The sequence below is a fragment of the Ferrimonas aestuarii genome (assembly GCF_005116665.1).
Classification (GTDB): Bacteria; Pseudomonadota; Gammaproteobacteria; order Enterobacterales; family Shewanellaceae; genus Ferrimonas; species Ferrimonas aestuarii.
The window spans coordinates 23,013-34,943 of record NZ_SWCJ01000011.1 but is presented as its reverse complement, the minus strand read 5'-3'; the positions used below and the strand labels follow the sequence as shown (position 1 = coordinate 34,943).

General features: G+C 51.1%; 13 protein-coding genes. 6 read left to right on the top strand and 7 right to left on the bottom strand.

Annotated elements, in window-relative coordinates; translation table 11 throughout:
* Nucleotides 1-88: 88 nt before the first annotated feature.
* Complete coding sequence (locus FCL42_RS13870) at nt 89-1,366, top strand: dicarboxylate/amino acid:cation symporter (RefSeq protein ID WP_136864021.1); 1,278 nt, start codon at nt 89-91, stop codon at nt 1,364-1,366.
* Nucleotides 1,367-1,439: 73 nt separating this feature from the next.
* On the opposite strand, the gene accC is transcribed toward FCL42_RS13870, so the two are convergent.
* From accC to FCL42_RS13845, 5 genes are all read right to left on the bottom strand, one after another.
* Nucleotides 1,440-2,780, bottom strand: a complete 1,341-nt coding sequence (accC, locus tag FCL42_RS13865; RefSeq protein ID WP_136864020.1) for an acetyl-CoA carboxylase biotin carboxylase subunit — start codon at nt 2,778-2,780, stop codon at nt 1,440-1,442.
* 10 nt (nt 2,781-2,790) lie between these two features.
* Nucleotides 2,791-3,249, bottom strand: a complete 459-nt coding sequence (gene accB / locus FCL42_RS13860) for an acetyl-CoA carboxylase biotin carboxyl carrier protein (protein ID WP_136864019.1) — start codon at nt 3,247-3,249, stop codon at nt 2,791-2,793.
* Nucleotides 3,250-3,279: 30 nt separating this feature from the next.
* Nucleotides 3,280-3,726, bottom strand: a complete 447-nt coding sequence (aroQ, locus tag FCL42_RS13855; protein WP_136864018.1) for a type II 3-dehydroquinate dehydratase — start codon at nt 3,724-3,726, stop codon at nt 3,280-3,282.
* A 195-nt stretch (nt 3,727-3,921) separates the two neighbouring features.
* Nucleotides 3,922-4,341 carry an alternative ribosome rescue aminoacyl-tRNA hydrolase ArfB gene (arfB, locus tag FCL42_RS13850; RefSeq protein ID WP_136864017.1) on the bottom strand — a complete coding sequence of 140 codons (420 nt, stop codon included), beginning with the start codon at nt 4,339-4,341 and terminating at the stop codon, nt 3,922-3,924.
* A gap of 82 nt (nt 4,342-4,423) precedes the next feature.
* A complete protein-coding gene (locus FCL42_RS13845) occupies nt 4,424-4,846 on the bottom strand; it encodes a DUF2057 family protein (protein ID WP_136864016.1) in 423 nt (140 codons plus the stop codon).
* 386 nt (nt 4,847-5,232) lie between these two features.
* On the opposite strand from FCL42_RS13845, the gene FCL42_RS13840 reads away from it, so the two are divergent.
* The 4 genes from FCL42_RS13840 to FCL42_RS13825 all read left to right on the top strand — a co-directional run bounded on the left by FCL42_RS13840 (nt 5,233) and on the right by FCL42_RS13825 (nt 7,716).
* Nucleotides 5,233-6,270, top strand: coding sequence for an alpha/beta hydrolase (locus tag FCL42_RS13840; protein ID WP_136864015.1), 1,038 nt, complete (start codon nt 5,233-5,235; stop codon nt 6,268-6,270).
* 80 nt (nt 6,271-6,350) lie between these two features.
* A complete protein-coding gene (locus tag FCL42_RS13835) occupies nt 6,351-6,542 on the top strand; it encodes a DUF2061 domain-containing protein (RefSeq protein WP_136864014.1) in 192 nt (63 codons plus the stop codon).
* 91 nt (nt 6,543-6,633) lie between these two features.
* Entirely contained in the window at nt 6,634-7,218 is a 585-nt protein-coding gene (locus FCL42_RS13830; protein WP_136864013.1) for an LON peptidase substrate-binding domain-containing protein, read from the top strand.
* Between the two features lie 111 nt (nt 7,219-7,329).
* Complete coding sequence (locus FCL42_RS13825; RefSeq protein ID WP_136864012.1) at nt 7,330-7,716, top strand: hypothetical protein; 387 nt, start codon at nt 7,330-7,332, stop codon at nt 7,714-7,716.
* Nucleotides 7,717-7,888: 172 nt separating this feature from the next.
* Here the strand turns inward: FCL42_RS13825 and FCL42_RS13820 are convergent, their stop codons facing one another.
* Complete coding sequence (locus FCL42_RS13820; protein ID WP_136864107.1) at nt 7,889-9,646, bottom strand: protein-disulfide reductase DsbD; 1,758 nt, start codon at nt 9,644-9,646, stop codon at nt 7,889-7,891.
* Between the two features lie 204 nt (nt 9,647-9,850).
* On the opposite strand from FCL42_RS13820, the gene FCL42_RS13815 reads away from it, so the two are divergent.
* Nucleotides 9,851-10,375: an FxsA family protein gene (locus tag FCL42_RS13815; RefSeq protein ID WP_136864011.1), complete on the top strand. Its 525-nt coding sequence runs from the start codon at nt 9,851-9,853 to the stop codon at nt 10,373-10,375.
* A 120-nt stretch (nt 10,376-10,495) separates the two neighbouring features.
* Here the strand turns inward: FCL42_RS13815 and FCL42_RS13810 are convergent, their stop codons facing one another.
* Complete coding sequence (locus FCL42_RS13810) at nt 10,496-11,833, bottom strand: MATE family efflux transporter (protein WP_136864010.1); 1,338 nt, start codon at nt 11,831-11,833, stop codon at nt 10,496-10,498.
* Nucleotides 11,834-11,931: the final 98 nt, after the last annotated feature.

Genomic DNA, 11,931 nt, shown 5'->3' with positions numbered 1-11,931 from the left:
AGACCTTCCTATTTGGTATTGAGCAGTGGCGTCTGCGGTTAGGTAGGCAGAGTGGGACCATCCCTTTGTACATCTAGACAGGTAAACTATGTCCTCTGCTTCCAACCCTATCTCCGCAGCGTGGCGTCGATGGAACGCCGTGCCGTTGTGGCTACAAATTCTCACCGGAATGCTGATCGGTATTTTGACCGGCATCGGCATGGGTGAATCCGCGGTTTTCTTCAAGCCTCTGGGTTCACTGTTCGTCAACACCATCAAGATGTTGATTGTACCTCTGGTGTTTTGCTCCCTGATTGTTGGTATTACTTCGATGCAAGATACCTCCAAAATGGGGCGCATCGGACTGAAATCTTTTGTGTTTTACCTTGGTACAACGTCCATTGCCATCACCATTGGCTTGGCTCTGGGTTACCTGTTCCAGCCGGGTGCTGGAGTGGACATGGGCGATGCCATGAATGTCAGCGCCACGGTGGCAAAAGACACGCCGACCATCGCTCAGACCATCGTTAACATGATTCCGACCAACCCGATTGCGGCGTTGGCTCAGGGCAAAATTTTGCAAGTGATCGTGTTCGCCGTTGCCCTTGGGGTGGCACTGGTGCTTATTGGTGAGCGTGGTACGCCAGCGGTTAAGGTGTTTGAATCCTTAGCAGAAGCGATGTACAAGCTGACCGACATGGTCATGAAACTGGCTCCTTACGGGGTGTTCGCCCTGATGGCTTGGGTCGCCGGTAAGTTCGGTCTGGATGTATTGCTGCCACTGCTTAAAGTCATTATGGCGGTGTATATCGGTTGTGCTTTGCACATCTTCGGCTTCTATAGTCTGTTGCTGGTTGGCATCGCTCGCATGAACCCGCTGCATTTCTTCCGCCATATCTCGGAAGCGATGGCAGTGGCTTACACCATGTCTAGTTCTGCCGGTACGCTGCCTGCGTCGATGAAGTGCGCCAAACGACTGGGAGTCAATAAGAGCATTTCCAGCTTCGTATTGCCTTTGGGAACCACCATCAACATGGATGGTACTGCTCTTTACCAAGGTGTATGTGCACTGTTTGTGGCGCAGCTGTTTGGCATCGATTTAACTTGGGTTCAGTACCTGACCATTATTGCCACCGCGACATTGGCCTCCATTGGTACCGCGGGTGTTCCTGGCGCGGGTCTAGTGATGTTGACGCTGGTATTGACCACCGTTGGCCTGCCTCTGGAAGGGGTTGCTCTGGTTGCGGGGATTGATCGAGTGCTCGATATGGCTCGCACCGTGGTTAACGTATCCGGCGACCTAGTGGCCACCACCATCGTGGCTCACACCGAAGATGAGATTGATACCGAGGTGCAAACTCAGGTGCAAACCGAGACCACCGTTTGATCATTTTTCACCGTTAGCGAAGCAATAAAAAACCGGAGCCTAGGCTCCGGTTTTTTGTATTGTGAAACCCGTCTTACAGACCCAGCTTCTTCTCCAGATAGTGGATGTTGGTACCACCGTGCTGGAAGTTTTCATCGGCCATGATCTTCTGCTGCAGCGGCACGTTGGTTTTGATGCCCTCTACAACAAGCTCGCGCAATGCGTTTTTCATGCGAGCGATGGCGATGTCGCGATTCTCACCGTAAGTAATCAGCTTACCGATCATGGAATCGTAGTGAGCCGGTACGCGGTAGCCAGAATAGATGTGGGAATCCCAGCGGATGCCCATGCCACCTGGTGGGTGGAAGCGATCAATCAGACCTGGTGATGGCAGGAAGGTTTCCGCGTCCTCGGCGTTGATTCGGCACTCGATGGCGTGGCCACGAACCGTTACCTGCTCCTGAGAGATAGACAGTGGCTGACCGGCAGCGATGCGAAGCTGCTCTTTGATCAGGTCCACACCGGTTACCATCTCGGTCACTGGGTGCTCTACCTGAATACGGGTGTTCATCTCGATAAAGTAGAACTCACCGTTTTCATATAGGAATTCAAAGGTACCGGCACCGCGATAGCCAATGTCGATACAGGCTTTGGCACAGCGATCACCAATGAACTTACGCATATCTTCGGTGATGCCCGGGGCTGGCGCTTCTTCTACAACCTTTTGGTGGCGTCGCTGCATGGAGCAGTCACGCTCGGCTAGGTGGATGGCACCGCCTTGGCCGTCAGCCAGAACTTGAACTTCGATGTGGCGCGGGTTTTCTAGGAATTTCTCCATGTAAACCATGCTGTTGCCAAAGAAATTGCCCGCTTCGGTTTGAGTAATGGCGATGGCTTCCAGCAGCTCGCTCTCTTGGCGAACCACGCGCATACCACGACCACCGCCGCCGCCGGCAGCCTTGATGATCACTGGGTAACCGATGCGCTTGGCGATCTGAAGGTTGGTCTTTTCATCGTCGCCCAGAGGGCCGTCAGAGCCAGGTACACAAGGTACACCAGCCTGCTTCATAGCGGTAATGGCCGACACTTTGTCACCCATCATGCGGATAGTGTCAGGCTTTGGACCAATGAAGATGTAGCCGCTTTTCTCTACCTGCTCAGCAAAATCTGCGTTTTCCGCTAGGAAGCCATACCCAGGGTGGATGGCGATGGCGTCAGTCACCTCTGCCGCAGAGATGATCGCAGGAATATTCAGGTAGCTCTCGGTTGCTGGGGCCTTACCAATACAGATGGTTTCGTCGGCCAGCAATACGTGCTTTAAATCGCGATCGGCGGTGGAGTGAACTGCCACTGTCTTAATACCGAGTTCTCGGCAAGCGCGTAGGATGCGAAGGGCGATCTCGCCTCGGTTCGCAATAACCACTTTGTCCAACATAGGTGCTTCCTTACTCGATGATGAACAGTGGCTCGTCAAACTCTACGGAGTCGCCGTTGTCGACCAGAATCTCTTTAACCACGCCAGACTTATCAGCTTCGATCTGATTCATCATCTTCATCGCTTCGATGATGCACAGGGTGTCGCCAGCGCTGACGGTATCGCCCACTTCAACAAATGGCTTAGCCGCAGGGCTTGGAGAGCGATAGAAAGTGCCTACCATTGGTGATTTAACCTGATGACCGGAAGCCACAGGTGCGGCAGCTGGAGCCGCGGCTTGGGTTGCAGGTGCTGGTGCGGCAGCTGGGGCGACCATTGGGGCTGCATCGGCAACGGCATAGGTGGTCGCAACTGGAGCTGTGCCAGTACGGCTGATGCGTACGGACTCTTCGCCCTCAGAGATCTCCAGTTCAGCAATACCGGACTCTTGGACTAGCTCAATCAGTTTCTTAATTTTACGAATATCCATAATGGCTCTCTTATTCTGTGTTTTGCCGTACTAGCTGGCACGATTCAAATAGTTAACCGCACTTTGCAGTGCAAATTGGTATCCATCCGCGCCCAAACCGCAGATAACGCCTACTGCTACATCGGAGAAGTAGGAGTGATGTCGAAACGGCTCACGGGCGTGGACGTTAGAAAGATGAACTTCGATAAATGGGGTCGCTACCGACAAAATGGCATCACGCAGTGCCACACTGGTGTGGGTAAAGGCTGCGGGATTGATAATGATGAAATCGACGCTGGTTTGATGAATTGCTTCGATCAGCTCCGCTTCGGCATTACTTTGGATATGAGTCAATTCAATATCAAGAAGTTCCGCCGCGTGGGTCAATTCTGAGACAATTTGCGGCAGCGTGCGCTGACCGTAATGACCCGGCTCCCGTTTTCCTAGCATATTTAGGTTGGGGCCATTGACTAGCAAGATGCGGTTTTTTTTCGCCATTTTGTCTCCATCCTCTGAGATATGGCGGTCATCTTCGACTAAATGCTCAGTTTGCGATTTTAGCCGGCCATTTCACGCCCAATATCGTGGTTGGCAGTCATTATAACGACATCAACGAAAATGGCAGCATTTTACTGGTCTAATCACGTGAGTTTGCCCCAGTCTTGTCAAAAAATGACCAAGGGGTGCAGTGGGTCAGTCTTTGGGAGGAGTTCGGCGAAGTTGTTTGGTTTTGCTGTGCTTAGACTTGGTGTCTAGGCGCTTTCGCACACTGCTGCGGGTGGGTTTGGTGGCATGGCGAGTTTTGGGGCGCACATTGGCTTGAAGCAACAAGCTTTGCAGACGATTTAGGGCATCTTGACGATTCATCTCTTGGCTGCGGTGTTGCTGGGCCTTGATAATGATCTTACCTCCCGCAGTGATATTGGCGTTGGCCATTTTGTCCAGCCCCTGCTTGTAGCTGTCGGGCAAGGTTGGAGAGCGGCGATAATCGAAGATTAGGGTGATGGCGGTCGAGGTTTTGTTGACGTGTTGGCCACCGGGGCCTGAGGCTCGAATGGCCTGAAATTCCAATTCATTACTGGGAATGGTGAGGCGATTGGAGATGACAAGCATGACGAACCCTAATAGATGAAGAGGTTTGCCAGTATACCAAGAAAAAACGGCACCGAAGTGCCGTTGTATTTACCAAGTTCAGTTATTCAGCGAGCAGCGCCTCAATGGCGTTATCGCCGATGTAAGCTTGGTAGGCGATCTGCTGACCGTCTTGTTCTAGGGTGAATTGAGGCTGCTTGGCGTAGGCTTTGGCCTCGGGAATGTTAGTAGGAATGTCTGCTTTTAAGGAAAAATTGGATTGACCGTTGCCATCGAAAACCAAGTAAATGGGTTGGGATACCACTACCTGGTAAAACTCCTGAGGGCCAACTATGTGAGGATTGGCATATCTTAAGGTTACAACTTGTTTGCCTTGATTTAGGGTCAGGTTGTCAGCAAATACCGACACCGATTCTCCATTTACGTTAGTGGCGTAGTAGCCTTTTGGCAGTTGTAGACTGGTGGCGCTGGCGGTTGCTGAAATTAGCAGTGTGGATGCCGCTAGGGCGGATGCGAGCTTGTGCATATCGATACTCCTTCCTTCAATACGTCTGTTGGGGTTGCTCCTAGGCTGGAGTAACCGAAAGCTTCGCCATGTTTTTTGTCCATTTTTGGCGAGAAGTCTTAAAACAGACCTCTGAAGCTAACGCCTTAAGTTTTACCACCGTGTTGCAAAAAAGTGAACTCTTGCGTGACTTTGTTTCATTTTTATGGCGGCAAACCGTGATAACTATCTGGTTAGGCCGCTGTTACTAATGATAAATGTCATATTTGATTGCCTGTTTGGAAGGGGATTGAGTGTTGAGTGTCAAAAAAGTGATAATGTTCCAAATTTTAACATTCGTTGATATTTTGTTCGTTAAATAAACATAAGTTTGGCGCAAGCTGCCGACTAACGATATTGGGGATAGCGTGAAGGCTCTACGGATTATTGCCGGCCATGAAGCTCGGCAGCAGTTGCAACAAAGTGGATGGAAACCGGAGCTGTTTCAAAAGTTTATTGCTGCCTCTGGTGGGCCTAAGTGGCTGCCGATGGCGGCGCTGGATAGAGCCATATTGGTCGACTGGATTCCCAAGGAGCAGCCAATACAATTGCTGGGCACCTCATCAGGTGCGTGGCGCTGCGCAGCCTTATCCCATCCAGACCCAAAAGCGGCCCACATGCGTCTGTTAACTGCTTATATAGAACAGCGATATGAAACCAAGCCTAGTCCTAGTGAAGTTCAGGCTCAATGTCAGGGAATTTTGGAATCGATGTTGGGGGATGCTCAGTGGGATCAGTTGGCACAGGCGCCTAATCGGAGCTTGAATGTCATTGCTTGTCGCTGGCGAGGCGTAATGTTGGGTCAGAAAGGCAAGCAGATGTTGAGTTTGGCGGCCACTGCGGCGGTGAATCTGGCTTCAAGAACCAACCTAAATCTCCTTTGGGAGCGTTGGGTATTTGGCGGGCAGGGATTTCTGCCTCTGGATGATCTGGATACACATCATGCTCAGTTAACCGCAGATAACCTGCTCAAAGTGCTGTTGGCTAGCGGTAGCATTCCTCTGTTGTCACCTGGAGAGGTGAATATCTCTGGTGCCAAAAGCGGCCTGTATATGGATGGCGGCTTGACCGACTACCACTTAGATCTCCCTTCTCTTCGTCAAGGAGGGCTGACGCTCTACCCTCATTTTCATTCCTATGTGGTGCCAGGTTGGTTTGATAAACCACTGAGCAGCCGTCGTGGCGGAGCCAATCTGAATAAAGTGGTGATGTTGGCGCCCACTGAAGCATTCATCCGTTCGCTGCCAGGAGCAAAGCTGCCCACTCGAGATGACTTTAGCAAACTGAGTAGTGACCAGCGCATTGAGCGTTGGCATCAGATTCAGCAGATGGGGCAACAATTGGCAATGGAGTTTTCGGCACTGGTTCGAGGTGATTCGGTTATTGAAATCGAGAAATTAGATTAAAAAAAAGCCGGTTTTTAACTTGATTTGCAAATGATAACTATTATCATTAAATCCATATTCACAGTTAACGGAGACATCCCATGTTGAAAACCATCACTTTCGGAATCATGCACTTTTCCATCGCTTTCGGTTTGGTGTATATGCTGACCGGTAGCATCGCTTTGGGCGGTGCCGTGGCGGTTATCGAACCTCTAGTTAACACCGTTGCGTTCTATTTTCATGATCGTATCTGGAAACGCATTGAAGCGAAAAATGCTGTAATTACCGCTTAGTTGAAATACAAGCTGCTGTTTAACGGTCTACACTGGTGGAATGCCTTAGTGGGATGGGGCATGACTAAAACCCTGTGGCTGGGAGTGTGGTATGCACCGAATGACAGTAGCCTTGTTGCCAATAGACAGTCCGGTATTACCTGAGGGGCGCAAAGAGCTTCGCATGGTAACGCCGGGTCAAAGCCGTGTGGTGGCAGAACATTTTCGTGAACGTTTACCTCTGGCCGTCTGCGTTCAGCGAGACGACCAACAAGATCTCCCCTGTTATCCCTTCGGCAGTCTGATTAATATTCTTGATTTCCATCAGTTAGATGATGGCTGTTTAAGCCTAGTCATCGAAGGTGTCCATCGATTTAAGGTGTCAAAAGCATGGGCGGCAGCCGATGGCGTATGGATGGGAGAGGGGATCATTAAGAGTAATTGGCCAGCGTTGCCTATGCCTGGGCAATTCGAACTGCTCAGTGAGGCGCTGGTGAAGTTGTTTGAGGTGCGTCCTGAGCTGGGTGAACTCTATGCCAACCCTCACCTTGATGACGCCTGTTGGGTGGGGCAGCGCTGGTTGGAAATCCTGCCTTTGCTTGAACAGGATGCCCAAGAGCTGATTAGTGCACCGGATTGCCGCCGTACTCTCAATTATGTGATGTCTTTGATACTGGAACCTGAGGTTTCAAGCTAAGGCATTTCACCAAGATCTTTTCATCTTTTCTTAGATTTACATTGTGATACTGCACTTTCTCCGTCTTGATGAGTCTTAAATGTTAACCATCAAGGAAGGAGGAAGCGTCAGATGAGAACTGCCCTAGCACTGTCTCTTGTGTGTTTATCTGGTTGTCAGAGTGCGCCAAAGGAACCACCTCAAGAGTATTTCTCTTATCAGAAGAGCGAGCAAGGCGTGGTGCAGTTTGCCTATGTAATCGAATCTGGCGCAAAAGTATCGAAGCGAGGGCGAGGAGAGCGAAAAGAGAAAGGTCGTTCTCGTTCACCTCAACCGGCCCATGAGTCTCCCAAAGAAGACCAATCCGATGATCGCAGTGATGAGCAAAGTACCATCGATCCATTATTGACTCGCCTGGAACGTCAACTTGAGCTGCGCCAACTGTGCCTTGATGGTTATTTTGTTACTCAAACTCAGCGTCAACAGGGAAGCATTCAGATTACGGGGGAGTGCCGATGACAGCAAAGCGCACCAAGGTATGGATTGGGGTACTGCTCGTGGGCAGCTTTATGGTGGTTAAGCTGTTGGTGTGGACATTAGGCGGCGTGTAGTGTTTTCGAGTATTACAGTCAAAAAAACGCCGCAGCTTGTGTAAGCTGCGGCGTTTTCAGTTGATTAGATCGGCTGTCGACTAATCCAGGATGGTATCCAGATGACGAGCGAACTTGTCGGCATTCATAAAGCCGGTGACACGCTGGCCACTGAGCTCATTGCCTTGGGCATCGAAGAAGAGAATGGTCGGTAGACCCAATACTTCATAATGCTCTTGAACGGCAATGTCGATGTCGTCATTGGGGGTCATGTCTGCTTGCAGAACCACCATCTTGTTGAGACGTTGCATCACTTCATCTTTTGGAAAGGTTTTCACTTCAAACTCTTTGCAGGCGATACACCAATCGGCATAGAGATCCAGCATCACAGGCTTACCTTGAGCCTGAGCTTTCGCTACTTGCGCGTTGATGTCATCCAAGCTTTTGACTCGAATGAACTCTGGGCCAGCATGAACTTGCTCTTGCTTGATGAAGCTTTGGGCGCCATAACCCACAGCGCCCAGTAAACCTACGGCCAGAAGTGCATAGCGTACAGACTGCATGGCGCTGAACGTGGTTTTGCGATTCTCATGGAACAGATAGGCGATGAAGGCGATGCCCCAAACAGCCCATAACAGATCTGCGACGACGCCTGTCCAGATGCGAGTTAGCATCATGATGGCGACGGCAATCAGCAGGAAGCCGAATACGTGCTTGATCACTTCCATCCACATGCCCGCTCGAGGCAGCAGTTTTCCACCAGAGGTGCCCAGCAGCAGCAGTGGTAGACCCATGCCCATAGACAGGGCATACAGTGCTAGGCCGCCCAGAACTAAATCGCCACTTTGAGCCACGTAGATCAGGGCGCCAGACAGCGGAGCAGTGGTACACGGGGAAGCCACTAAACCTGACAGTAGACCCATCACCAGCACGCCACCGAAAGAGCCACCTTTCTGATTGTTGGAAGCTTGGTTGAGTTTGTTCTGCCATTTCTCTGGCAGCTGCAGGTTATAGACCCCAAACATCGACAGGGACAGCACCACAAACAGCACCGAAAGGCCGATTAAAATGGCAGGGTGTTGTAGCGCCGCCTGATATTTCAAGCCGGCAGAGGCAACGACTAGGCCCAATGCTGAGTAGGTGATGGCCATACCTTGGACGTAGACCATCGACAGTGTGAAAGCACGACCGGTAGACAACTTGTCTCCTTGGCCAGCGATGATGCCCGTTAGAATTGGGTACATTGGGAACACGCATGGGGTGAATGCCAGCAGAATGCCCAGACCAAAGAAGGTCAACAGCACTAGGGCAAGGTGACCTTCGCCAAGCAGGGCGGCTAGGGAGTCTTGTTCTGTTGCTGGAGCGGCCGCTTTAGCTGGCGTGTCGAGTTCTAAAATGCCGTCATTGGCAGCGACCGCGCTTAGCAGAACTTTCTGCTTAGTTGGCGGGTAGCACAGTACCTTGTCCAAGCAGCCCTGATAGGTGATGGTCAACTCGGTGTTATTGGCGGCTTGCTTGATTGGGAGCGTTAGCGATACCTGATCAAAATAGACTTGCTGCTCGCCAAAGAAGTCATCAAAGTGAGGTGTGCCTTCTGGGTAGAGCAGTTCACCTAGCTCAGCGTCGCCTTCGATCTTGACGCTAAAACGATCTTGATAAAGGTAGTATCCGGCTTCTGGCATCTGCCAGTTTAGGGACAGGGCATTGCCTTTCTGGTCAAAGTTAAACAGGTAGGCCTGATCCACAGGAAGAACCTGAGGCTCCTGTTTTAAAAAGGAAAACTCAGCCCAAACACTGCTGCTTATCAGCACTAGCATTAGGGTGGTTATTAATCGTTTTAGCATGGTGATGTTTTTCATCCAATCAAGTAACAAAACCCGAGGCTCAAAGCCTGTGGCATGGGGCTTAGCTATTGAGTACTGTTGTTCATAAATGAAGCCATACTCTAAAGCATTGGGGGCTGACGTGTTGCGATAAATGTAACAGTGCATGAACCCGACTTGAAAAAAGACCGGAGAACCCCCAGAACAGTTTCCAACAATATAGAAATTTGTGAGGCCAATGTGGTTTTTTATCTGTTTTTGCTGTTTGCCGTTATGCCCATCATCGAGATTTCGGTGCTGGTACAGGTTGGAACCGCCTTGGGCACCCTGCCTACCATAGGCCTAGTGTTGCTGACCGCAGCTCTTGGTGCGTCATTGGTTCGTAGCCAAGGCTTAAGCACCCTAATTCAGGTGCAATCCAAACTGGCACAGGGGCAGGTTCCTGGCACTCAGATTGTGGAAGCCATGATGTTGGCGGTAGCGGGGGTGTTACTGGTTACTCCGGGCTTTGTCACCGACCTATTTGGCTTGATTATCTTAACCCCGGCAACTCGCAAGCCCATAGCCACTTGGTTATTGGGTAAGTTTCAGATTCGTGCCATGCATTCACAGGGCGGATTTGGCCAATTCCATGGTGAATTTCACTCTCAGCAAAACCCATTTGAGCAACGCTCTCCATTCGAAAACAAGCAAGATGGTGAGACTCTTGAGGGGGAGTTTGAGCGTAAAGAGGACATTAAAGGCAATCTGAAAGACGATCGTTAGCTTGTTTGAACGCTCAAGCTGTGTTCAACTGAAAGAGTCACCTAGGTTCGAGTTAGCGTTTGAACAGATGTGATGGAAAAGCCAGCTTTATGCTGGCTTTTCTACTTCTAGGCAGAAATATTATGGATGATCGTGGGACGGTTCACAGATGTGCTGGGTCAATCGATAGCAGCACAGCCCCATGACCATATTGGCGCAAGCGATGCCCATAAACGCCCCTTGGATACCCCACAACCACAACCCGCCAAATACCATGGGAATCAGCAGTACAAACAACCGGGTCACGTTAAGCTGCAGTGCCGTTACTGGACGGTGATAGGCGTTTAGGGACAGCACAAACAAGATGGTGGACCCCAGTGCACCGTATGCCAGCGGCACGATTTGCAGATACCACACCAGATACTGCTGAACGAGCGCATCATCACTGAATATCTCCGCGATGGACTGGGCAAAGGGAAGGACAACCAGATAGATGACAAATTGGCAGATAAACACGAACTGGATGGAACGCTTCAACGCCAGTTTGGCTCGCTGATACTGACTGGCGCCCAGATTTTGGGCGATAAAAGGCATTAGGGCCCCAGTTAGGGCGGTAATGGCGATCAGCATCAAGGCTTCGATTCGAGTGCCAGCCCCAAAGGCGGCGACCGCTTTGGTGTCTACTCGAGCCAGCATGGCGATAATGATGCCATTGGCCACGGGATTGAGCAGGTTTGATACGGCCGCAGGGCGGGCGATGTGCAGCAATTTTTGCCAGTGCTCGGTCATCTTCTGGCAGGGGCGAGCTATCAACTGATAGCGAAAGCCCAACATCCAGATTGCCACCACAAAGGTGATCATCCACGACAGTACCGTGGCGACGGCTGCGCCCTGCATCTCCATTCTTGGGAAGGGGCCGATGCCAAAGATAAGTAGCGGGTCTAAGATGGCATTCACGATGGCTGCCACGGCGGTCACGATGGCAGGGGTGTGGGTGTTGCCAGTGGCGCGCAGTGCCTGATTGCCCACCATGGGGATCACCAGCAGGCCGATGCCCAGATACCAGATCAGCATGTAGTCTTCCACTAAACCCAGCAAATTGGGCTCTGCGCCAAGTAGGGTAAACAGCGGATGAATGGTAAGGGCTCCAAGGGCCGCGATGACCACCACCAGTAGGGTGGCCAGCAACAAACCATGGCTCAAAAAGCTTTTGGCTTCATTCAGATCCCCTTGGCCCAGCAGACGACCCATGTTGGTACTCATCCCCGAGCCCATGCCTAAGGCTATGGAGGAGATCACCATAGTGACAGGAAAGGTCAGGCTGATGGCGGCCAGAGGTTCGGTGCCCAACTGGCTGATAAAATAGGTATCGGTGAGATGGTAGAACAGCAGGCTTAGCACCCCAAGCAGGTTCGGCAAACTCATGCGCAGCAGCACTTTGCCTATGGGGGCGGTTAATAAGCCGTGTTTATCTAGCATCTAGGAGGTCACATCTTTGGTCGCTGAGAGGGGCGTTGCGGCGGTCATACTAGCAGTTGCCCTAGGGCGAGGGCAAAGTATGTTGATCACAATTCAAA

What these genes read in the sequence shown, in the direction of transcription:
- FCL42_RS13870 (WP_136864021.1), top strand. Translation starts at nt 89, where the DNA reads ATGTCCTCTGCTTCCAACCCTATCTCCGCAGCGTGGCGTCGATGGAAC.
- accC (WP_136864020.1), bottom strand. Translation starts at nt 2,780, where the DNA reads ATGTTGGACAAAGTGGTTATTGCGAACCGAGGCGAGATCGCCCTTCGC.
- accB (WP_136864019.1), bottom strand. Translation starts at nt 3,249, where the DNA reads ATGGATATTCGTAAAATTAAGAAACTGATTGAGCTAGTCCAAGAGTCC.
- aroQ (WP_136864018.1), bottom strand. Translation starts at nt 3,726, where the DNA reads ATGGCGAAAAAAAACCGCATCTTGCTAGTCAATGGCCCCAACCTAAAT.
- arfB (WP_136864017.1), bottom strand. Translation starts at nt 4,341, where the DNA reads ATGCTTGTCATCTCCAATCGCCTCACCATTCCCAGTAATGAATTGGAA.
- FCL42_RS13845 (WP_136864016.1), bottom strand. Translation starts at nt 4,846, where the DNA reads ATGCACAAGCTCGCATCCGCCCTAGCGGCATCCACACTGCTAATTTCA.
- FCL42_RS13835 (WP_136864014.1), top strand. Translation starts at nt 6,351, where the DNA reads ATGTTGAAAACCATCACTTTCGGAATCATGCACTTTTCCATCGCTTTC.
- FCL42_RS13830 (WP_136864013.1), top strand. Translation starts at nt 6,634, where the DNA reads ATGCACCGAATGACAGTAGCCTTGTTGCCAATAGACAGTCCGGTATTA.
- FCL42_RS13825 (WP_136864012.1), top strand. Translation starts at nt 7,330, where the DNA reads ATGAGAACTGCCCTAGCACTGTCTCTTGTGTGTTTATCTGGTTGTCAG.
- FCL42_RS13820 (WP_136864107.1), bottom strand. Translation starts at nt 9,646, where the DNA reads ATGAAAAACATCACCATGCTAAAACGATTAATAACCACCCTAATGCTA.
- FCL42_RS13810 (WP_136864010.1), bottom strand. Translation starts at nt 11,833, where the DNA reads ATGCTAGATAAACACGGCTTATTAACCGCCCCCATAGGCAAAGTGCTG.